Below are 19,849 nucleotides of genomic sequence, written 5' to 3' on the forward strand. Positions count from 1 at the left end.
GACGCCGGTCGAATGAGAATCAAAAAGGGGGATTTTTCATGAAGGGGAAGAAATGGGTAAAATGGCTATTGATCGCATTCGGGTCGCTGATCGCATTGGCAGCAGTTGCAGGAATTTTTGCAAACGCTTACATATCGAAGTCGAAACCGGTCATTGAAGGGGAAGTGGCTGTAGGAGTGCTGGAACAGCAAGTGACCGTCGTGCGAGATGATATCGGCGTGCCGCATATCCAAGCACAAAGCGATGCGGACCTGTACCGGGCGCAAGGCTATGTGCAGGCGCAGGACCGTTTGTTCCAAATGGATTTATCGAGGCGGCAAGCAAGCGGCCGCTTGGCTGAAGTGATCGGGGAGGCAGCGGTCGATACCGATAAATATTTCCGCACCTTCAGTTTGCGCCGTGCCGGGGAAGCGTCTTGGTCCGGCTACGGGGCAGAAGCGAAACAAGTGCTCGAATGGTATGCGGAAGGTGTCAATGCGTATATCGAAGAAGCGAAAGAAGACGGGCGCCTTAGCTATGAATTCGCGCTGCTCGGCTATGAGCCTGAACCGTGGACGCCTGTCGACTCCTTGGCGATCGGCAAATTCATGGCTTATGATCTCGGCGGCCATTGGAATTCGCTCGCTGTCCGGCATTGGGCATTGAATGAATTCCCAGAAGATAAAGCGCGTGAACTGTTCATCCGCTATCCGGAAGAAGCGCCTGCCATTTTGGCGGCCAATAAAAAGCAGCCAGTGTCGGTCGCAGGTGCGTTCGATCCGTCGGTCATTCCGCCAGAGTTCAACGGCAGCAATAACTGGGTCGTTTCAGGCGATAAGACAGAAAGCGGGCTGCCGCTACTGGCAGACGATCCGCATCTCGGGCTCAGCACGCCATCCATTTGGTACCAGATGCATTTGGAGTCGCCTGAACAAAATGTCAGCGGCGTCATCTTCGCTGGCATTCCGGGAATCATTCTCGGGCATAACGAACAGATCGCGTGGGGCGTGACGAATGTCGGGCCGGATGTGCAGGATCTGTATATCGAAACGCCAAACCCTGACGATCCGACACAGTTCCGTTATGAAGGCCAGTGGGAGCAGGCGGAAGTGCTGGCAGAACCGATCCAAGTAAAAGACGGGGAGACAGTCGATTTCGAAGTGCTCGTCACCCGCCATGGCCCGGTCGTATCGCCGGTCTTATATGAAGAAGAAGAGCCATCCGCCGTCTTTTCCATGCAGTGGACCGCGCTTGAGCCGACGCTTGAGTTGCAGGCCGTGCTGAATTTCAATAAAGCGGAGAACTGGGAACAATTCGAAACAGCTTTGGAAGATTTCCAGGCGCCTGCACAGAATTTTGTATTCGCATCGACTGACGGCACCATTGCATACAAAGCGAACGGGCGTATTCCAATCCGCAAGCAAGGCGACGGGCAATTGCCGGTGCCGGGTGATTCTGCTGAATATGGTTGGGACGGCTATGTGCCGTTCGATGAATTGCCGCGTTCGGTCAATCCGGAATCCGGCTTTATCGCGACCGCCAATAACCAAGTCATAGATGATAGCTACCCGTACCATATTACGGATTTCTGGGCGCAGCCTTATCGCTATGAGCGCATTGCAGAAGTGCTCGAAGGGAACGATAAACTGACTGCGGAAGACATGATGGTCTTGCAGATGGACCAGAAAAATCTGTACGCTGCAGAATTTCTCGAAGGGATGATGGCGGAAGTCGAAAAACTGACGGATGAACACGAAGAATTATTCGATATGCTGCGGGAATGGGACCAGGTCGACAGTGCAGGCCAGGCAGCACCTTTCGTCTTCCATACGTGGATGCGCCAATTGCCGGATACCTTATTCGAAGAACAATTTCCTGAGGATGTCTACGATATGCTGTCAGGCAAAAACCATATCACTGACGCTATGTTGCGCCAGGCTTTTGAAGGAAACGAGGGCGCATGGGTGCGTGAATACGGCGGAACGGGCAAGTGGCTCGCTGATTCGCTCGATCTTGCTCTCGATGATATCGAAACAGCGCAAGGCAGCGATCCACAAGATTGGGAATGGGGCGAATACCATCAGTTGACCTTCCCGCATCCTGTTGCGGGGGCTTCACCGATTCTCGAACAGTTCTTGAATCCGGACAAGGTGCCAGTAGGCGGCTCGAATATTACCGTGCAGGCAGCGGCCTTCAATGATGATGGCGATGTCGACCACGGGGCCTCTTGGCGTTTTGTGGCCGACCTTGCCGATTTGTCGAAAGCCTATCACATTGTCGGGCCAGGGCTGAGCGGCCATGTAAAATCCGACTTTTTCCATAACCAAGTCGACAAATGGGCGCAAGGCGAGTTTCATGAAACCCGCATCGAAGGCGATGTGGAAGGAGCTGAATTAACGCTCATTCCTGAATAAGGTATACTGGAGAAAAACGTTCGGGGGATTTTATGAAAAACATATTGGCTGTAGGGTTTGGCGGCATGGCCGGATCGCTTCTCCGCACGGCTGTGTTTCAATTCGCCGGAGCGGGTCTGGGTTTGTGGCTTGTGAACATTCTCGGAAGCTTCATCATCGGCATCGCGGCTGCCCGATTGGTGAATCGTTCGGCGGGGACGCGGCTGTTCGTCTCGACCGGGCTGATTGGTTCGTTCACGAGTTTTTCAGCTTTTTCGGCGGATTGGTTCCGCTTGCTTGAATCGTCCTTATTAACAGGCATCATGTATGCGCTTGGCATGACGGCTGCATCAATTGTTGCAGCGGCTTTGGGGCTGTTGGCGGGGCGCAAGGGGGCGGTCGAATGATCAGCATCGCGATATTCGGCTTTCTTGGTGCCGTGGCCCGTTATCTCTGCTATATGGCGGTGGAGAATCGTGCGCGCCAGCCGAAACTTGCGACTTGGTTCGTCAACAGTCTCGGGTCGCTCATCATCGGCGCATGTCTCGGGGCAGGTGTGCCGGCAGCTTCCGGAATCTTCGCGTTTCTCGGAGCCTTCACGACCTTTTCGACAATGGCGCTCGATAGCGTCAAGGATTTTGAAGACGGTCGTTGGAAGCAAGGCATCTTTTATATTTCCGCGACGCTTGTTTCTGGTTTAGTGCTGTTTGCGGTCGGCTATTCCGTTGCTTCCATGTAAAAAACCGTTCCGCTGAATTAGCGGAACGGTTTTTTGTATTGCGTTTTATTCGAACAGGCCTTTTTCAACGACGCGTCCCATGCGCCCAACGGTGGTTTCGGCATGGAATAGTGATTGATAGACTGCTTCTTCCGTTGATTCGATCACGCCTTGGAACAGCGACGCCATCACTTCGTGGTCGTCGCGCAATAGCCGTAAATCGGTAAAAGGCGATTGCTGCTGGTGGGGAATTGTATAGGCGGTGGAGAAGGCGATGATGATGTCCCCTGAGCCGTTATGTACATGCGTGCCGGTGCGGCCAAGCCCGATCGCCGCACGTTTGGCGAGCCGCTTCAGCTGGCGGCTATCAAGCGGTGCATCGGTGGCGATGACGATGATGACGGATCCGTCTGGCCGCTGTTCCGGAGTATTTTCCGGCAGCCAATTGGCGATGGCAATTTCTTCTTTGCGCCCGAAATTGGTCAAAACGAATGCGCCGGCCGTGAACTGTTCATCCCCGTAATCCACAGTGCGTGAAGAAGAGCCGATGCCCCCTTTGACGCCATAGCAAATCATCCCTTTGCCAGCTCCGACAGCCCCTTGTGCAAAGTCAGCGGAAGCTGTGCGAATCGCCTCGGCGGCATGAAGAGGTTCGACCGCCATCCGCCGCATCGAATTTAAATAGCTGTCATTGCATTCGCCGACAAGCAAATTCAATGAGCTGGTCGAATCGCCGATCGCTGGATTTTCAGCAAGCATATAGTCCATCGTCCCTTGCAGCACCGCTGCCACGCTGAAAGTATTGGTCAGCATGATCGGGGATTCGAGCACGCCAAGTTCATCGACCTGGATGAGCCCCGCGGTTTTGCCGAAGCCATTTAACACGAACGATGCAGCAGGCGTTTTTTGTTCGAACCAATTGCCGCCGTGAGGCAAGATCGCGGTGACGCCGGTGCAGACCGATTCTTCTTCATTAATTTTTTCGTCGAGTGTGACATGGCCGACGGTGACGCCCGGCACATCGGTAATGGAATTGCGTTTTCCTTTATGCATCATGATCCCCATTTCTGTTTTCCTACATGATAGGCTACGGATTCCGATGTTGTTCAACAATGTGGAATCGAACAGCTCCACAGAATGTAGTTTTCTTTACTTGATGACCAGGACCGGCACTTTGACACGCTTGGCCACTTTATGGCTGACGCTGCCGAGCACAAATTCCTGAACAGGATTCAAGCCACGGCTGCCGATGATGACGATATCGTATGGATGTTCGTTCGCATGGGAGACGATAGCTGGCCCAGGTGCACCGTGGACAATAACGCTTTTCACACGGACGCCTGCCTGGTGGAAGATATCTTCGAAGGGCTCAAGATAATCGCGAGCGGCTTCGGCTATTTGCTCACTTGTGAGCCCACGATTGCTTTCCTTTTCGGATTTTCCGTAATCGACGGCACAAATAATGGTCACTTGTGCTTCAGGCGTGTCTTCAACGAGTTGAATTGCATGTTGTGCGGCGCGTTTTGAGTGATCAGATCCATCGATGGCGACCAATACGTGTTGGTACATAATTCGTCTCTCCTGTTCTGTGGTGTCGGTGTTTTCAATAGTATAGCATTTACCGAATTGCGAGCGGGTAGTAGCGTTTTTCATTCAAATGGGCATTTGACTGTTACGACGGATAGACGTATACTGAAATCAATCAAATGAAGGTTTGAATGAAGGGTGTGAACAGGATGAAAGAAGTTTGCGATATTACAAAAGTCCATCCCGAAGCGGTCGATCGGGTGCAGCAACATATGGTTGAGCTCGATGGCGTTTCGGCTTTATTCAAAGCGCTGGCGGATGAAACGCGCTTGAAGATCGCTTATGCGCTGACGATCGAGCCTGAAATGTGCGTCTGCGACATTGCTGCAGTGATCGGTTCATCGACAGCGACAGCCTCTCATCATCTGCGGTATTTGCGCGAGCGGGATTTGGCGAAATCTGAACGCAAAGGCAAGCAGATTTATTATTCCTTATCGGATGACCATGTGCGCCAGCTTGTGACCATCGCGAATGAGCATGCGAAAGAAGGTGTTTCAGTTGAGCAAAACTTATCGTCTTGAAAACCTATCGTGTACAAGTTGTGCGGCGAAATTTGAACAGAACATCCGTAATCTGCCGGAAGCGAAACATGTAGAGCTGAACTTCGGGGCTTCCAAACTACGTGTCGATGGCAATGTGTCGATCGAAGAATTGGAAAAAGCGGGGGCATTCGACCATATCCGCGTCTATCCGGAAAAACAACGCGTTCCGCATATACCGTTTTATAAACGGCGCCAGACGGTCGAAACGGCCATTTCGTTCGTCTTTCTCATCGCCGGCATCATCGCTTCATTCCAGCTTGGGGAGACACATCCATGGTCGATCGGCTTGTTCGGCGCATCGATGTTGATCGGCGGCTATCGAATGTTTTCCACGGGAGTGAAAAACCTCAGCCGCCTGGAGTTCGATATGAAAACATTGATGACCATCGCGATCATCGGCGCGGTTATCATCGGCGAGTGGCGGGAAGGCGCAGTTGTCGTGTTCCTGTTCGCCATCAGCGAAGCGCTGGAATCGTTCTCGATGAACAAAGCGCGCCAATCGATCCGTTCGCTTATGGACTTGGCCCCGTCACGGGCATTGATCCAGCGCGACGGCGAATTGATTGAACTTGAAACGGAAGACATCCGCATCGGCGACGTATTGATCGTCAAGCCCGGTCAAAAAATCGCAATGGACGGCACGGTGCTGCGCGGTGAATCGGCTGTCAACCAGGCGGCGATCACCGGCGAATCGATTCCTGCGACAAAACAGCCGGGGGATGAAGTGTTTGCCGGAACGATGAACGAAGAAGGCGCATTGGAAGTAACCGTCACCAAACGTGTGGAAGATACGACCATCGCGAAAATCATTCATTTAGTGGAAGAAGCGCAGGCGGAAAAAGCGCCTTCGCAGCAATTTGTCGACCGCTTCGCGAAATACTATACACCGGCAATTATCGCTGTCGCCTTTCTAGTCGCGCTCGTTCCGGGATTTGTCACGGGTAATTGGGAGCTGTGGGTGTATCAAGGCCTGGCCGTGCTCGTTGTCGGCTGCCCATGTGCGCTCGTCGTATCGACGCCTGTCGCGATTGTCACGGCGATCGGCAATGCGGCAAGGCAGGGAGTGCTCATCAAAGGCGGCATCCATTTAGAAGAAACAGGACGCCTACAGGCTGTCGCATTCGACAAAACCGGCACCTTGACCAAGGGCTATCCGGAAATGACCGATGTGTTGCCGGAAGAAGGCTATACGCGTGAGGAAGTGGTCAAGCTCGCGGCGTCAGTTGAAGCCTTGTCACAGCATCCGCTCGCCCGTGCCATCACGAAACAAGCGCCCGAATTATACCCATCCGAACGCTTTCAATCCTTGACCGGTAAAGGCGTGCATGCAGAAATCGGCGGTACGCGCATCCGTGTCGGCAGCTTGAAATGGGCAGAGGAGCACGGCTTCCATGCCCCGGCAGCTGCCTATCGCCTGCAGGAAAGCGGAAAATCTGCGATGGCGGTATTTTCCGGCAAGCATCTATTCGGGGTGATCGGCGTTGCGGATGCCATTCGGGAAGAAAGCCCGGCCATCATCGAGCGCTTGAAGGAAATCGGCATCAGTCGCACGATCATGCTGACGGGGGATCACCCTGCAACAGCAAAAGCGATTGCTGCGGAAATCGGCGTGACGGATATTCGCGCCGGCTTGATGCCTGAAGATAAATTAGCGGCCGTTAAAGAGCTGCAGGCGAAGTATGGCCGCGTGGCAATGGTCGGCGACGGAATTAACGACGCGCCGGCGCTCGCGGCGTCCGATATTGGCATTGCCATGGGCGGGGCCGGAACGGACGCAGCGCTGGAGACGGCAGATATCGCCTTGATGGCGGATGATTTGGAGAAACTTCCATATACCATTCGACTAAGCAGAAAAACTTTGCGTATAATAAAGGAAAATATCATCTTTGCACTGGCACTGAAAATCTTGGCTCTGCTATTGATCATTCCAGGCTGGCTCACGTTATGGATCGCAATCTTTGCGGATATGGGAGCTACGCTATTGGTTATCTTGAATGCATTGCGCTTGGTGAAAGTCCAGAAGTAAGAGGCGTTTGGAGGTTGCGATTTGAAGTTAACAGAATGGACCATGGAAGAGCACGAGAAATTGATCGAGTTTATGACGACCAACTCATGGCCTTATCATGGCCATGAGCACCCGGTGCGCGCTTTGATTGAAAAGACGATCGTAGAAGGCGGCTATAAATCGGATCAGGTCAAGACCTTTTGGATCGAAAACGACGAAGGCGAACAAGTGGGCTTGGTGAAAATCTTTGACCTGCAGGATGAGATTCCGCTGTTCGATTTGCGGATCGCCGATTCGTACCGGGGGCAAGGCTACGGCCCGAAAGCATTGCGCATGATCGCTGATTTCGTCTTTTCCTTGCCGGAGAAGAAAATCCGCCTGGAAGGCCATACGCGCCACGATAATTTTGCGATGCGTAAAGCGTTCGAACGAACCGGTTTCGTGAAGGAAGCGCATTTGCGCCAAGCGTGGTTTTCGCCGAAACAAAACCGTTACCATGATGCGGTAACTTACGGGATGACCCGTGAAGACTGGGAAGCAGGCGTGACGACGCCTGTCATGTGGGATGACGCGGTCAAAACGCCGGCAGAACCTCCTTTCAATCCGTTGTTGCTGGAATTTCCGGAAACATTCGAATCAGAGCGTTTATTGATCCGTGCACCGAAAAGGGAAGATGCCGTGCTTAGTTTTGAAGCAGTGCGCCACTCATTGGAAGCGCTGCGCCCGTGGATGCCATTTGCGCAAAACGAGCCGAATCTCGCGGAAATGACGGCGAATTTAATTCAAGCGGAAACTGATTTCACGTTGCGCAAAGACCTGCGGCTGCATTTCTTCGATAAGAACAACGGGCAGTTCATCGGTTCGAGCGGATTGCACCGCATCGACTGGGAAGTGCGCAAATTTGAAATCGGCTATTGGGTGGACAGCCGCTTTGAAGGCAAAGGCTATGTAACGGAAGCGGTAGAGCGCATCACGCGTTTTGCGTTCGAAGAGTTGCAAGCGAACCGTGTCGAAATCCGCTGTGACCCGGACAATGTCAGGAGCCGTGCAGTAGCGGAGCGTCTTGGCTTTGAACTCGAAGGCATTTTGCGTAAGGACAGCCTGTCGAGACATGATGGAAAAATCCGCGATACATGCGTCTATGCGAAAGTGAGAGCATGAAAAAACCCCGTGAAGGCAGATTGCTCTGCTTTCACGGGGTTTTTAGGGTCCGGTGTTTATCTAAACACCTTTCCTGCCTGTCACTAAGTTAACGATCAAGACGATTGCCGCGATGATCAAAAGAATGTGAATAAGTCCGCCTGCTACGTCTAATAAGAATCCGATCACCCATACCGCAAGAATTACTACCAAAATAATCCAAAGAATACGTCCCATGTTCTCCACCTGCCTTTCAGTTATATCTATCTTTTGTGTTATATCTATCATTACCCTGAGCGAAATTCCGCTAAACCTTTCGTTATGCCCTCAATACCATTTTTGTGAATGTTGGAAAATTGCCTTTATTCGGCGCTTTGAAAACGCGCGTGCGAAGCGCCCGTGCTCAGTTGTTCACAGGGCAGCAGTATAGTAAACTGAACATAGCGACGCGAGGGAGGAACGGAATTTGCCTACTCCAAGTATGGAAGACCATATTGAAATCATTTATTCATTAATAGAGCAAAAAGGGTACGCACGCGTCTCGGATATTGCCGAGGCGCTATCGGTGCTGCCATCATCGGTGACGAAGATGGTGCAAAAACTCGATAAGGATGGCTATTTAATCTACGAACGCTACCGAGGGCTGATGCTGACGCCTAAGGGGCAGAAACTCGGCAAGCGCTTGCTGCAGCGCCATGATTTGCTTGAGCAATTTTTGCGGCTGATCGGCGTGGATGAAGATAAGATCTACGGCGATGTAGAAGGAATCGAGCATCATTTGAGCTGGAATTCCATCGACCGCATCGCTGACTTGGTCCAGTTGCTTGAAGAAGATAAGGACATAGCAGAAAAATTGAAGAAATTAAGCAATGAGCAAAAAAACAACTAACCTAAATAGAAGGAGGTATGCAGCATGGCTTTGCATCCAGGATTGAAAGCATTATTGCACATAAAAGACCGTTCCACTTCCCAGTGGATCTTAACGGATGGTTCCGGGGATGAAGTGACAATGAACGCATCGGAAATTGAAGAAGGACAAGAGGTCGGCGAGGAGATTGAAGTCTTCTTGTACCGCAACCGCCAAGGCGGCATTTCCGCCACGCCGATGATCCCGCATATTTTGCCGAGTGAATATGGCTGGGCGAAAGTATTGAAGGTTTCTCCGCGCGAAGGCGCAGTGGTCGATATCGGAACGACACGCGAAGTTTACGTCCTGCCGGCTGATTTACCGCCGGTGCAGGAACTATGGCCAGCTCAAGGCGACCATATTTTCATGACGCTTCGCACAGACCGCTACGGTGATCTATACGGACGCCTGGCGACAGAAGAAAAGGTGCTTGAACTTTGTGAGCGTGCGCCTGCTGAAGTCTATAACAAAGATTTGAAAGCACGCGCTTACCGCCTGTTGCCAGTCGGCTCATTCATGCTATCAGTGCCGGAAAACTACCGTGTCTTTGTCCATGAAACAGAGCGCGAAGCAGAACCGCGCCTCGGCGAAGAAAAAACGGTGCGCGTCATCGATGTCAAAGACGACGGCACGCTCAACGGGTCTCTCTTGCCGCGCAAACAGGAACGCCTGTCGGATGATGCAGAAGAAATCCTGCGCTATTTGGAGAATGCAGGCGGCCAAATGCCGTTTACGGACAAATCGTCGCCTGATGAAATCATGGAAATGTTCGGCATGAGCAAAGCAGCATTCAAGCGTGCGCTCGGCCGTCTTTACAAAGAACGCCGCATCGTGCAAGAAGACGGCTGGACAAAATTGCTCGGTTAAGGAACCTTTCTGCCTCAAATGCGTACTAATATTTGAAGAAAGGGGCAAAAAAAGATGAAAAAAACAATGACACTTGCCGCTTTGGCGCTTGCCTTCGTGTTGGCTTTTGCCGGTGCAGCATCCGCGAATGTCGGGATAAATGAGAAATTCGGCTTGCCGATCGTCGTCTACGGAGGCGATTTGTCTGCAGATGAAAAGGCGCAAGTCGCTGAAAGCCTGGACGTTGCAGGAGAAGCTGAAGTGGAAGAAATTGAAGTAACCGGGCAGGACCTGGTCAAATACATCACAGACGGTGACGCGCGTGCGCGTATGTATTCCTCTGCCAAAATTACACGCACTGACGAAGGTGAAGGCCTGGTCATCGAAATCGCCACGCCCGACAATATCACCCAAGTGACGACAGAAATGTACGCCAATGCCATGCTGACGGCAGGTATTGAAAACGCCACCGTGGAAGTGGCTGCGCCGAAAGCGGTAACGGGGCATTCTGCGCTTGTCGGGATCTACAAAGCCTATGAAGTGAACGGAGAACAGCTTGACCCTGAGCGGACGGATGTCGCCAACGATGAATTATCCGTCGCCACGGAATTATCCGAAGGTGGCGTTGACCAGGAAAAAGTCAGTGAATTGCTGACGGAAATCAAAAAGCAGATTGCTGAGCAGAATCCGGCAACACGTGAAGACGTGGAGCAGATTGTCGAAGAGCAATTGAGCCGCCTTCAGATCGAATTAAGCCCTGAAGACCGCCAATTGCTGGTCGATTTGATGGACCGCATCCGCCAGCTCGATATCGATTTCTCGAAATGGTCGACTGAACTGGAAGATTTGAGCAAGACGATTGAAGACAAAATCGGCACAATCGTCAACGACGAAGGGTTCTGGGAAAGCATTAAACAGTTTTTCCGCGATCTGGCCAATACCGTTCGCGGTTGGTTCAACTGAGCCATCTTTGCTTAATGATGAAGTTTTAAATAAAAGTATAGAAAACAATGCTGTCCTGGGAAATCATGGAAATGGTTTCCAGGACAGTTTTTTTTGCGTTTCATCAACTTGAGCGCAAAGCAGAAACAGCAGTCTTGCAGAAAAACCGCAAGGAATGATAAACTAAAAGTAACAATCTCGAATTCGAGATAAAGAAAGGGTGCTTTTCATGCAAGTTGCAGGCATTCACCATGTTTCAGCCATTACAGCCAACGCAGATAAAAACCATGACTTCTTCACGCGCATTCTTGGGATGCGCCTCGTCAAAAAAAGCGTCAATCAGGACAACCCATCTTCCTACCATTTATTTTATGCCGACGCAGTAGGGACGCCGGGAACCGATATGACTTATTTTGATATTCCGATGGCAGGCAGGACCTACCCGGGTGTTACTTCTATCAGCAATACAGGGTTCCGCCTCCCATCAAGCGAAGCACTTGATTATTGGCTGGAACGTTTCAGTGAGTTTGGCGTCCCGCACAGCGAAAAAACACAGCGCTTCGGCCGGGATACCGTAGAATTTCAGGACTTTGAAGGATCTCGCCTGATGCTTGTCGTCGACAATGGAGAAGGCATTCCATTCGGCGAGCCTTGGACACAAGCGAGTGTTCCGGAAGAGTTCGCGATTCGTGGGCTCGGGCCTGTCAGGCTGACAGTGCGGAAAGCGGAACGCACAGCCAAGGTGTTGACGGATATTCTCGGCTTTTCAAAAGCCGGTGCTTATGCGCCCGAAGTGGAAGGGCAGCCTGAAATAATCGTTTTCACGACAGGAGAAGGCGGCCCTGGCGGCGAAATACATTTAGAGGAACGCTCAGATCTCCCGCCAGAACGTCCCGGCCGAGGAAGCGTCCATCATGTAGCGTTCCGCGTGAAAACTTACGAAGAATATAATGAATGGAACGCATATTTGCGCGCCAATGGCTTCCAAACTTCGGGTGAAGTGGATCGCTATTATTTCAAAGCGATTTATTTCAGGGAGCCGAACGGGATCCTGTTTGAGTTATCGACAGATGAGCCCGGCTTTGCGACTGATGAAAACGCAGACGAACTTGGCGAAGGCTTGGCCTTACCGCCATTCCTTGAGCCAAGGCGCAAGGAAATCGAAGACTCTCTTCGCCCGTTGAAAATCAACCGCTAACTGGCGGGGAAGCTCTAGCGGCATGAAGTTTCGATTCACCTGCAGAGATAAAGTGGACATAAGGAGGAATTGGACCGATGGAATTGAAATTTACAGAACTCGGGCAAGATGAATTTGCATTTCGTGAGACAGAAGGCGATACAGTGAAAGCGGAAATCACCTGGACACAGCTGGCTGATTTGATGGTTATGGAATACACCTATGTCGAAGAAAGCCTGCGCAATCAAGGGCTTGCCAAGAAACTGGTCGACCATGCAGCAGCTTATGCGCGTGAAAATCAGTTCAAGATGCAACCGGTCTGTTCGTATGTAGCGGAAGCGTTCGAGCGTTCTGATGAATACAACGATGTCAAAGCCTGATCCAGCTAACCGCATATAGCAAGACGCAAAAAAAGCAATCCGTCTCCTCTTTGAGATGGATTGCTTTTCTATGTATTGATGAATGTTTGACTCATAAGCTCACTCCTTCTTACAGGCTTGTCATGAAGAACACGATGGCTGTAAGGATGGATGCGCCGCCTACTCCGTACATGAAATCTGCTTGGTTAAAAATTAGTTTATTTTCCATTTTTTAGAACCCCTTTTATAATTTGTCTTTTTGTTGCTGATAGTAATAAAATACCCAGCTTAATAAAACTTAAACAAGTTTTATTAATTTTTTGGCGGGAATTAAAGTAATGCGAAACTTAAACGGCATGAAAGCGTATGTATGAGGGTAGAAACATAATAAGGAAAGCGGAGAGGCTGCGCGCAATGTGGAATATGCACTGCAGCAGAGTATCCGAAACAGAAATAGGAGGTTTTTTTATGAATCAGGCACCAGAGAATTACGGGTCCATCAAAAGGACAGGGGAAAAAGCTCTTGGCATCATCGGCATCGTTTTCAATGTAATCGGCATTATTTTGTCGATCATCCTCATCACCAGTTTGGTTGGGTTCGAAAACAGCGATATGCACCGCCAGATGGAAGAGGACTTGCGCAATGACCCCATGATGACAAGCCCGCAGGAAGCACAAATGGCAGTCGATACATTCAATGCATTTATTGCAGGATTCGATGTCGTGGGTTGGGTGTTGGTCATCTTATTGGTAATCAGTACCGTCTTCGCCATTTTGGCTATGACAAAATTGAAATCATTCGATAAGGCAAGCACGGCCGGCATTTTCTTCATCCTTGCCGGAATCTTCGCCGGGATCTTGTCACTGACGTCCATCCTCTTCTACATCGCTGCGATCATGTGCTTCGTGCGCAAGCCGCCGCTCCGTGAAGATGAATTGATGAGCCGCAGCAATGAACCGGCCACAAGAAGTGATGCGGTAACACGTGAAGACGACACGCCATACCGCCCTTTATAAGAAAGGCCAAATCGATTCAAGCAGAAAAAACCCCTCGAAGCGAATTCGAGGGGTTTTTGTTTGGCTCTTGGTTATTGCGCTTGGCCAGAAAGATCGAAAACATATTTAGCTGTCTGAAGGGGGTGACCTTCAAACAATTCCTCGAACTCTTCAAGCAAGAGGAAGCCGTTCGCTTCGTAGAAGTTGCGGCCTTTTTGGTTTTCGCTTTCAACGTAGACGAATAATTGCTGCCCGCCTTTTAAGCGCGACAAGCCGTCCGACAGCAGCTTCTTACCGAAGCCTGAACGCTGGTGCTCGGGCTTCATGTACATGGCGATCAATTCGGCGTCGCCGTCTTCATCGACTTTCGTGAAGTTCGCAAAGCCCACAGCCTGCCCGTCTTGTTCGGCAAGCAGGAGGATCGTCCGTTCCATGCGCATTTCGAGCATCGGGGTTGAATAAGATTGCTCCAAAAACTTCTGTTGTATGGGAGATGGAATGATCCCTTCGTACGTATCATTCCAGCTGATGTGAGCGATTTCCCGTACAGATTCGATATCTGCCGGTGTACCTGTGCGAATCATGCGATCACCTCTGGAATTATTTTTGCTATCATATCAAACTCTAGCCTGAATAGCCATTGATGTGGAATAATGAAATCACAGGAGGCGATTGATTATGGCGTGGAAAAGTTATCAATTTGACGATTTCACAGCACAAGCATTATACAATATATTGAAGCTTCGTGTCGAAGTATTTGTTGTAGAACAGAATTGCCCGTATCCGGAATTGGACGGCTTGGATGAAGTCTCGACCCATATCGTGTATGAAGAAGACGGCAAGGTGCTTGCCTATGCCCGGCTGGTGCCGGCAGGGAAAAAATACGATGCGCCATCGATCGGCCGCGTCATCGTCCGGAAAGAGGCGCGTGGCCGCGGGCTGGCAAAAGAACTCCTCGAGCGCTCGATCCGCTATATTGACGAACAATGGAAAGAACCCGAGATCCAATTGCAAGGGCAAGAGTATTTGAAAGATTTTTATGGCTCATTCGGTTTTGAAGCGATTTCGGAAGTTTACGATGAGGATGGCATCCCGCATATCGATATGAAACGATCTGCGGCCGAAACAGCTGGATGATTCATGATTAGCTTTAGGCGATTAGGGTAAACAAGGAATAACAAGAAAAGTAAAAGGAGTGCTGCAAATGGCTAGGAAAAAAGGTGGCGGCAGAGGCCTGCTTTTGGCAGGGCTAGCAGCCGGTGCATACGCATATTTCAAAAAACCGGAAAACCGCGAGAAAGCAACTGTTGCATTTAATGACGTGAAAGCGAAGGTGAACGAGTATATGGAATCCCAAAACTTGGACCAGAACAAAAATCAGCAAGACCAAAAGACTGAAGGCTTGGACAAGACCGACCTGCAGGAAAACAAGATGACAGCAGAAGGCGGCACACAAGCAACTGTCCAGTACTACAATGAAAAAGAACAGAAAGAAAAGAAGGAAGCTAACGACGATGTGAAGCTTTCGTCAAACGATGATAGCGAAGAAAAATCAGAGAATACCGATTCGGTTTCAGCCGAGCCGCGTTTGAATACCGATAAACTGTAAACTTTAAAAGACCGCCCTGGCACCTGTGCCGAGGCGGTCTTTTTCATGGCCAAGAAAATCAGCGTTTGAGCGTCAGCCAATTGGCCAAAGCGATCAACAGCAATAGCGAGCCGCTGAACAGGAAACCGCCGTCTGCAGTGAGTGCCAAAGCCCCGGTGACTCCAGAGCCTGCGACGACGCCGATGGAGAAGAAGGCGTAAAAATATCCGTAAGCACGCCCTCTTGATGCGGGTTCTGTAGCATCGATCAATAAGGAATTGATCGAAGGGAACAACAGCGCGAAACCGAATCCATACGTACACATTGCCGCATATAATAGCGGTTCTGTTGAGATATTGGCGAGTGCGAACAACGAAGTGCCCATGACCGCAAAGCCAATGATTAACGTGATGATCGGGCGCACGGCATCGAACAGCCGGTTGATCGGCAATAGGAAGACCAGGATGGCCGCTAAACCGAATGCACTCAGCAATAAGCCGCTCAATTGAGTGGGAAGCCCGAGCGCTTCCACTTTCAGCGGCAGCATATAAGCGAGCACGCCTTGGGAGAACATCAGGAAGAATGCGCCTGAAAACGATCGCCAAAGCCCCGCGTTCCATTGGAAAGCTGGACGTTTGGCAGGTGAACGATCCGTTTGCTTGTTCACTTGATGCGTCCGCAACAGGAAGAACGCAGCAATCGCGAGCAAGCCGATCAAGGTGCCCGTGACGGCCATGGTCTCTGGGACGCTGCCGCGGCTTGTATAAATCGCTCCGTAAGCGGGGCCGATGATTGCCGCAAGCCCGACGAAGGCGCCGGAAATCGCTGCATTTTTACCGCGGCGGCTATGGTCGGTGCGGTTCGCTAAATAAGTGAACGCGGCCGGTACCGTCAACCCGGCCGCTAAGCCATGTAAAAAACGGATGGCGAGGAGGCTGTAAGGGCCGTCCGCCAAACCGTAGATGAACAGCGCCGCACTTGTCGAAGCAAGCCCCGTCAGCAAGATGGCAAAAGGCCCTTTGCGGTCGGAGAAGATACCTGAGATGATATTGCCGAATGTGTTCGACAATGAGTACATCCCGACAGCAAGCCCTGCCAAAAACGGTCCCGCACCGAGTGATACGGCAAACGGGCTGATGATCGGCAATTGAGCAAATAAATCGAAAAATGCGAAGAAGATGATAAGATAGATGAAAAAGCGCAAGGGGGTCCCCAACTTCCTTTAAGATGTGATGATGTATAGCACTTCCAACTTTAGCGGCGCATTTTCACCAGGGCCGGAGCAGGCGCCTGATTGGAATGAAATAAATGCGGCAAGGTGGATTACATTCCGCGATGTTTAGGGTATTGAAATACATGACCTTATTATAGCACCGGAGGGGAAAAGATGAAAAAAGCGATGTTCATATGGAATCCTTCCTCAGGGAAGGAAAAAGCGGCAGATTATAAAGATTTTGCGGAAAAGACATTAATCGAGATGGGCTATGAAGCCGATACGCGTGAAACGACAGGCCCCGGAGATGCCACGCTCTTTGCTGAAGAAGCCTGCGAAAAGCACTATGACCTCGTTGTGGCGATGGGCGGGGACGGGACGATCAACGAAGCGGTGTCGGGTTTGGCGGAAAAAGAACATGAACCGCTTTTCGGGTTGGTTCCACTCGGCACAGTCAATGACTTCGCCCGTGCGCTCGGCATTTCATTGGATCCGGAAGAAGCGATAGAAGGTTTGAAAACGGGACGTGAAAAACGCGTGGATATCGGAAAAGTGGGGGATCAATACTTCATGAATATCCTGGCAATCGGTGAAATTGCCGAATCCACCTATGAAGTGGAGCCTGAACAAAAGACCAAGCTCGGGGCTTTTGCTTATTTCGTCGAAGGAGTCAAAGCAGTCACTTCCGATGAAGTTACGACATTCGTTATCGAACATGACCACGGCACCTGGGAAGGGGAGGCGAAGCTCGTCCTGGTGGCATTGACCAATTCGGTGGGCGGGTTTGAAAAGCTGGCGCCGGAAGCATTGACCGACGACGGCCTGCTCCATTTGTATATTGTCGAAAATGCTGCGCTTCCGGCATTTGTCCGCATGGCGACGGCTTTGGTGCGTGGCAAATTCGAAGAAGACCCGTCGGTGGAAGCCATCCATACGAAGCGGGTCTCGATCCGTACGAGCGAACCTTTGTCGTGTAATATCGACGGCGATGAAGGCAGCACCACGCCATTTGATATTGAAATCATGCCGCGCCACATACGGGCGGTCGTTCCTGGGGAAACCGACTAAAAATGTCCCAGGGCACATTCAATCGGATATAAATGCAGCACAGAACAGGCCGTGTATCATCGACGGCCTGTTTTGAATTTTTTGTAAAAACATTGGAAATTGGAACTTTTTCGTCGCTGAAACGTACAGTTAAGTGTATAATTGGTTTTAACTGTTACCGATGTCATATGTTTGAAAAATAAATTAGCTCAATTTACTTAAAAACTTGTAAATTTATCTGTAAAACGCTATTATTATTATTTATTCAAGCAGTTCATTAAATGAATAAGTTCGTTAAATTTTTTACATAGAAAGCCGGGGAGAAGATGAATATACTCGAAACACCATCCATTCAGGAAACGATTTCCAGAATCTTTATGAACGAAACAGAAAACGTCGCGCAGCTGGAGGGGCTCGAACGTTTTTTTGAAGTGGAAACTCAATTGATGCACGAAATCCACAACCTGGAGAAAGACCGTGCCAAAGAAACATTGCGTGAATTGATTGATATGCTCGCCCTTCATGCAGGAAAAGACATCATCCGTACCGTCCGCAATTATTACATCATTTTATCGTCCGTCATGGCACGTAAATTGTATGAAATGCGCGTACCGCCGAAAAAAGCGTTCGCGTTCAATGCAGCTTGTGTCGAATTGGTCGATAAGCATATGAACGATTCGGAATTCATGTATGTTGCTGATGAACTGATCGAGTTTTTCACATCGATCATCTCGGAACGCAAACAGCCGTCATTCGGCCACCAAACCGTCAACAAAGTCGTCATTTTCATCAACGACGAAGTCGAACGCGATTTGTCGGTAGAGGAAATCGCCAAACACTTCAATATTTCGACCAGTCACCTGTCGCGCATTTTCCGCGAACATGCAGGGATTACATTGGTGGAATACTTGAATGTGCGGCGCGTGGAAGAATCGCAATATTATTTGCGCCATTCCAATAAAGGGATTTCGGAAATCTCCAAGCAGTTCCATTTCTGCAACCAGAGCTATTTCACGCGGATCTTCAAAAAATATACCTCGGTGACGCCAAAGCAATTCCGCGACAGCCAGCATATTCCTTATTTCCGCTATACCTTGCCGAATGCCAAGTAAAGGAGAAGCAATTCTCCTTTTTTCTTATGCCTAATTTTTGTCACAAGAAATGAAAAAAGCAGCCAGTCCCGGGACAGTGCATTGAATTTTTGCGGCCATATCGTTATACTTCTTAGTAGTCCAAAAAGGTGAAGGTGACAAACGTGAAAAAGAAACTTACATTACTGCTCATGCTTGCGGCAACGATCGCTTTCTTGAGCGGCTGTTCAGCAGTTGAAAACAAAGAAGGATTTTTCTACACGATTTTTGTAGCGCCATTTGATTTCTCGCTCGATTATTTAGGAAACCTCTTCGGGGGAAGCTACGGCATGGCGATCGTGGTCATCACGATCATCATCCGCCTCGTCTTGATGCCGTTCATGCTGCGCACGTATAAGCGCCAGCAAGGCATGAAAGTGAAGATGGATAAGATGCGCCCGGAAATGGAAGACATCCAGAAGCGCTTGAAGGAAACAAAGGATAAAGAAGAGCAAATGAAGCTCCAGCAGGAAATGATGGGGCTGTATAAGAAACATGACGTCAATCCGCTCAATATGGGCTGTTTGCCGGTCGTCATCCAGATGCCGATCATCATGGGCTTGTATTTTGCGATTCTCTATTCGCCCGATGTGCGTTCGCATGAATTCCTCTGGTTCAACCTCGGTTCGCCGGATATTGCCATGACGCTGATTGCGGGTGCGGTGTATTTCTTCCAGGCGAAAGTGTCGCTATGGACCATGCCGGAACAGCAGCAGAAACAGATGAAATTCTTCATCTACCTGTCTCCGATCATGATCATGTTCATCTCGTTCACATCGATGGCTGCACTGCCAGTCTACTGGGCAGTCGGCGGGATCTTGTTGATCATCCAGACATTCATCGGCCGGAAATTCTATTCGGAACATCCGGAAAAAGCGTTGGAAGCTGTTGAAGAAACTGAAACAGCCGACAAGAACAAATAAACAAAAAAGCCGGCGCAACTGCCGGCTTTTTTTTCAGGAGAGATTATTATGAATCCAAAGGTTTTGCAAGGCGTGTTGATTTTATTACTCAGCATATTGGCGATCGGCTTCCTGTTCATGGGCAGCATGGAAATCGCCGTATTGTTCATGACGCTCTTGTTCGTCTTGACGAACACGTTCCGCTATAGACAAATGAAAGAGCGCGGCATGGACCGCGAAGCGAAATGGATGAAAGGCATGGCGATCATTTTCGGCATTTTGTTCTTCGTCGTTCTGGGCACGATCTTCATCTAATGAAAAAACAGCACAGGCTAATTAGCCTGTGCTGTTTCTGTATGATGGTGTTTATCTTTTTTG

23 protein-coding genes are annotated in these 19,849 nt (G+C 50.1%); 18 read left to right on the forward strand and 5 right to left on the reverse strand.

The window, feature by feature from the left end; all coding sequences use genetic code 11:
- The first annotated feature begins 38 nt into the window (after positions 1-38).
- From DFR62_RS13895 to DFR62_RS13905, 3 genes are read left to right on the forward strand one after another with little or no spacing between them, the layout of a single operon-like run.
- Positions 39-2,393, forward strand: a complete 2,355-nt coding sequence (locus DFR62_RS13895; protein ID WP_121300934.1) for a penicillin acylase family protein — start codon at positions 39-41, stop codon at positions 2,391-2,393.
- Between the two features lie 32 nt (positions 2,394-2,425).
- A complete protein-coding gene (locus DFR62_RS13900) occupies positions 2,426-2,779 on the forward strand; it encodes a fluoride efflux transporter FluC (protein ID WP_121300935.1) in 354 nt (117 codons plus the stop codon).
- Positions 2,776-3,111, forward strand: a complete 336-nt coding sequence (locus tag DFR62_RS13905; protein WP_121300936.1) for a fluoride efflux transporter FluC — start codon at positions 2,776-2,778, stop codon at positions 3,109-3,111. Before DFR62_RS13900 ends, DFR62_RS13905 begins: the two co-directional genes overlap by 4 nt.
- A 45-nt stretch (positions 3,112-3,156) precedes the next feature.
- On the opposite strand, the gene DFR62_RS13910 is transcribed toward DFR62_RS13905, so the two are convergent.
- Together DFR62_RS13910 and DFR62_RS13915 are read right to left on the reverse strand one after the other, a co-directional pair.
- Positions 3,157-4,143, reverse strand: a complete 987-nt coding sequence (locus DFR62_RS13910; protein ID WP_121300998.1) for a P1 family peptidase — start codon at positions 4,141-4,143, stop codon at positions 3,157-3,159.
- A gap of 96 nt (positions 4,144-4,239) precedes the next feature.
- Positions 4,240-4,659 (reverse strand): universal stress protein, encoded by a 420-nt coding sequence (locus DFR62_RS13915; protein WP_121300937.1) that lies wholly within the window; start codon positions 4,657-4,659, stop codon positions 4,240-4,242.
- A 167-nt stretch (positions 4,660-4,826) separates the two neighbouring features.
- On the opposite strand from DFR62_RS13915, the gene DFR62_RS13920 reads away from it, so the two are divergent.
- From DFR62_RS13920 to DFR62_RS13930, 3 genes are read left to right on the forward strand one after another with little or no spacing between them, the layout of a single operon-like run.
- Complete coding sequence (locus tag DFR62_RS13920; RefSeq protein WP_121300938.1) at positions 4,827-5,198, forward strand: ArsR/SmtB family transcription factor; 372 nt, start codon at positions 4,827-4,829, stop codon at positions 5,196-5,198.
- Positions 5,155-7,245, forward strand: a complete 2,091-nt coding sequence (locus DFR62_RS13925; RefSeq protein ID WP_277751614.1) for a heavy metal translocating P-type ATPase — start codon at positions 5,155-5,157, stop codon at positions 7,243-7,245. The genes DFR62_RS13920 and DFR62_RS13925 overlap by 44 nt, the downstream gene beginning before the upstream one ends.
- Positions 7,246-7,266: 21 nt before the next feature.
- Positions 7,267-8,385 carry a GNAT family N-acetyltransferase gene (locus tag DFR62_RS13930; RefSeq protein WP_121300940.1) on the forward strand — a complete coding sequence of 373 codons (1,119 nt, stop codon included), beginning with the start codon at positions 7,267-7,269 and terminating at the stop codon, positions 8,383-8,385.
- Positions 8,386-8,445: 60 nt separating this feature from the next.
- Here DFR62_RS13930 and DFR62_RS13935 read toward each other — a convergent pair whose 3' ends face one another.
- The gene (locus DFR62_RS13935; protein ID WP_121300999.1) at positions 8,446-8,601 is read right to left on the reverse strand and encodes a lmo0937 family membrane protein; all 156 of its coding nucleotides are present in this window, start codon (positions 8,599-8,601) and stop codon (positions 8,446-8,448) included.
- A 229-nt stretch (positions 8,602-8,830) separates the two neighbouring features.
- Here DFR62_RS13935 and mntR point away from each other — a divergent pair, with 229 nt between their 5' ends.
- From mntR to DFR62_RS13965, 6 genes are all read left to right on the forward strand, one after another.
- Positions 8,831-9,253, forward strand: a complete 423-nt coding sequence (gene mntR, locus DFR62_RS13940; protein ID WP_121300941.1) for a transcriptional regulator MntR — start codon at positions 8,831-8,833, stop codon at positions 9,251-9,253.
- A 24-nt stretch (positions 9,254-9,277) separates the two neighbouring features.
- A complete protein-coding gene (locus tag DFR62_RS13945) occupies positions 9,278-10,138 on the forward strand; it encodes a CvfB family protein (RefSeq protein WP_121300942.1) in 861 nt (286 codons plus the stop codon).
- 54 nt (positions 10,139-10,192) lie between these two features.
- On the forward strand, positions 10,193-11,080 hold the full coding sequence (locus DFR62_RS13950; protein WP_121300943.1) for a DUF1002 domain-containing protein: 888 nt from the start codon (positions 10,193-10,195) through the stop codon (positions 11,078-11,080).
- A 208-nt stretch (positions 11,081-11,288) separates the two neighbouring features.
- A complete protein-coding gene (locus tag DFR62_RS13955; RefSeq protein WP_121300944.1) occupies positions 11,289-12,257 on the forward strand; it encodes a ring-cleaving dioxygenase in 969 nt (322 codons plus the stop codon).
- 77 nt (positions 12,258-12,334) lie between these two features.
- Positions 12,335-12,616 carry a GNAT family N-acetyltransferase gene (locus DFR62_RS13960; RefSeq protein WP_121300945.1) on the forward strand — a complete coding sequence of 94 codons (282 nt, stop codon included), beginning with the start codon at positions 12,335-12,337 and terminating at the stop codon, positions 12,614-12,616.
- Between the two features lie 447 nt (positions 12,617-13,063).
- A complete protein-coding gene (locus tag DFR62_RS13965; RefSeq protein WP_121300946.1) occupies positions 13,064-13,612 on the forward strand; it encodes a DUF4064 domain-containing protein in 549 nt (182 codons plus the stop codon).
- A 71-nt stretch (positions 13,613-13,683) separates the two neighbouring features.
- Here the strand turns inward: DFR62_RS13965 and DFR62_RS13970 are convergent, their stop codons facing one another.
- Positions 13,684-14,175 (reverse strand): GNAT family N-acetyltransferase, encoded by a 492-nt coding sequence (locus tag DFR62_RS13970; RefSeq protein ID WP_101189486.1) that lies wholly within the window; start codon positions 14,173-14,175, stop codon positions 13,684-13,686.
- A 94-nt stretch (positions 14,176-14,269) separates the two neighbouring features.
- On the opposite strand from DFR62_RS13970, the gene DFR62_RS13975 reads away from it, so the two are divergent.
- Positions 14,270-14,728: a GNAT family N-acetyltransferase gene (locus DFR62_RS13975; RefSeq protein WP_101189487.1), complete on the forward strand. Its 459-nt coding sequence runs from the start codon at positions 14,270-14,272 to the stop codon at positions 14,726-14,728.
- Between the two features lie 67 nt (positions 14,729-14,795).
- Positions 14,796-15,200, forward strand: a complete 405-nt coding sequence (locus DFR62_RS13980; RefSeq protein ID WP_121300947.1) for a hypothetical protein — start codon at positions 14,796-14,798, stop codon at positions 15,198-15,200.
- A 58-nt stretch (positions 15,201-15,258) separates the two neighbouring features.
- Here the strand turns inward: DFR62_RS13980 and DFR62_RS13985 are convergent, their stop codons facing one another.
- Positions 15,259-16,383, reverse strand: a complete 1,125-nt coding sequence (locus tag DFR62_RS13985; RefSeq protein ID WP_121300948.1) for an MFS transporter — start codon at positions 16,381-16,383, stop codon at positions 15,259-15,261.
- A gap of 183 nt (positions 16,384-16,566) precedes the next feature.
- Here DFR62_RS13985 and DFR62_RS13990 point away from each other — a divergent pair, with 183 nt between their 5' ends.
- The 4 genes from DFR62_RS13990 (at position 16,567) to DFR62_RS14005 (ending at position 19,786) form a co-directional block, all read left to right on the forward strand.
- Positions 16,567-17,460, forward strand: coding sequence for a diacylglycerol/lipid kinase family protein (locus tag DFR62_RS13990; RefSeq protein WP_121300949.1), 894 nt, complete (start codon positions 16,567-16,569; stop codon positions 17,458-17,460).
- A 305-nt stretch (positions 17,461-17,765) separates the two neighbouring features.
- Positions 17,766-18,551, forward strand: a complete 786-nt coding sequence (locus tag DFR62_RS13995) for an AraC family transcriptional regulator (RefSeq protein WP_058381804.1) — start codon at positions 17,766-17,768, stop codon at positions 18,549-18,551.
- A gap of 143 nt (positions 18,552-18,694) precedes the next feature.
- On the forward strand, positions 18,695-19,492 hold the full coding sequence (gene yidC, locus DFR62_RS14000; RefSeq protein ID WP_058381803.1) for a membrane protein insertase YidC: 798 nt from the start codon (positions 18,695-18,697) through the stop codon (positions 19,490-19,492).
- Between the two features lie 48 nt (positions 19,493-19,540).
- The gene (locus tag DFR62_RS14005) at positions 19,541-19,786 is read left to right on the forward strand and encodes a hypothetical protein (RefSeq protein ID WP_121300950.1); all 246 of its coding nucleotides are present in this window, start codon (positions 19,541-19,543) and stop codon (positions 19,784-19,786) included.
- Positions 19,787-19,849: the final 63 nt, after the last annotated feature.

It is taken from the genome of Planococcus citreus, assembly GCF_003664125.1.
Classification (GTDB): Bacteria; Bacillota; Bacilli; order Bacillales_A; family Planococcaceae; genus Planococcus; species Planococcus citreus.

Bases quoted from the DNA above. Each gene is read 5' to 3' on its own strand.
- DFR62_RS13895 (WP_121300934.1), top strand. From the start codon at position 39: ATGAAGGGGAAGAAATGGGTAAAATGGCTATTGATCGCATTCGGGTCG.
- DFR62_RS13900 (WP_121300935.1), top strand. From the start codon at position 2,426: ATGAAAAACATATTGGCTGTAGGGTTTGGCGGCATGGCCGGATCGCTT.
- DFR62_RS13905 (WP_121300936.1), top strand. From the start codon at position 2,776: ATGATCAGCATCGCGATATTCGGCTTTCTTGGTGCCGTGGCCCGTTAT.
- DFR62_RS13910 (WP_121300998.1), bottom strand. From the start codon at position 4,143: ATGCATAAAGGAAAACGCAATTCCATTACCGATGTGCCGGGCGTCACC.
- DFR62_RS13915 (WP_121300937.1), bottom strand. From the start codon at position 4,659: ATGTACCAACACGTATTGGTCGCCATCGATGGATCTGATCACTCAAAA.
- DFR62_RS13920 (WP_121300938.1), top strand. From the start codon at position 4,827: ATGAAAGAAGTTTGCGATATTACAAAAGTCCATCCCGAAGCGGTCGAT.
- DFR62_RS13925 (WP_277751614.1), top strand. From the start codon at position 5,155: ATGCGAAAGAAGGTGTTTCAGTTGAGCAAAACTTATCGTCTTGAAAAC.
- DFR62_RS13935 (WP_121300999.1), bottom strand. From the start codon at position 8,601: ATGGGACGTATTCTTTGGATTATTTTGGTAGTAATTCTTGCGGTATGG.
- DFR62_RS13945 (WP_121300942.1), top strand. From the start codon at position 9,278: ATGGCTTTGCATCCAGGATTGAAAGCATTATTGCACATAAAAGACCGT.
- DFR62_RS13950 (WP_121300943.1), top strand. From the start codon at position 10,193: ATGAAAAAAACAATGACACTTGCCGCTTTGGCGCTTGCCTTCGTGTTG.
- DFR62_RS13955 (WP_121300944.1), top strand. From the start codon at position 11,289: ATGCAAGTTGCAGGCATTCACCATGTTTCAGCCATTACAGCCAACGCA.
- DFR62_RS13960 (WP_121300945.1), top strand. From the start codon at position 12,335: ATGGAATTGAAATTTACAGAACTCGGGCAAGATGAATTTGCATTTCGT.
- DFR62_RS13965 (WP_121300946.1), top strand. From the start codon at position 13,064: ATGAATCAGGCACCAGAGAATTACGGGTCCATCAAAAGGACAGGGGAA.
- DFR62_RS13970 (WP_101189486.1), bottom strand. From the start codon at position 14,175: ATGATTCGCACAGGTACACCGGCAGATATCGAATCTGTACGGGAAATC.
- DFR62_RS13975 (WP_101189487.1), top strand. From the start codon at position 14,270: ATGGCGTGGAAAAGTTATCAATTTGACGATTTCACAGCACAAGCATTA.
- DFR62_RS13980 (WP_121300947.1), top strand. From the start codon at position 14,796: ATGGCTAGGAAAAAAGGTGGCGGCAGAGGCCTGCTTTTGGCAGGGCTA.
- DFR62_RS13990 (WP_121300949.1), top strand. From the start codon at position 16,567: ATGAAAAAAGCGATGTTCATATGGAATCCTTCCTCAGGGAAGGAAAAA.
- DFR62_RS13995 (WP_058381804.1), top strand. From the start codon at position 17,766: ATGAATATACTCGAAACACCATCCATTCAGGAAACGATTTCCAGAATC.
- DFR62_RS14005 (WP_121300950.1), top strand. From the start codon at position 19,541: ATGAATCCAAAGGTTTTGCAAGGCGTGTTGATTTTATTACTCAGCATA.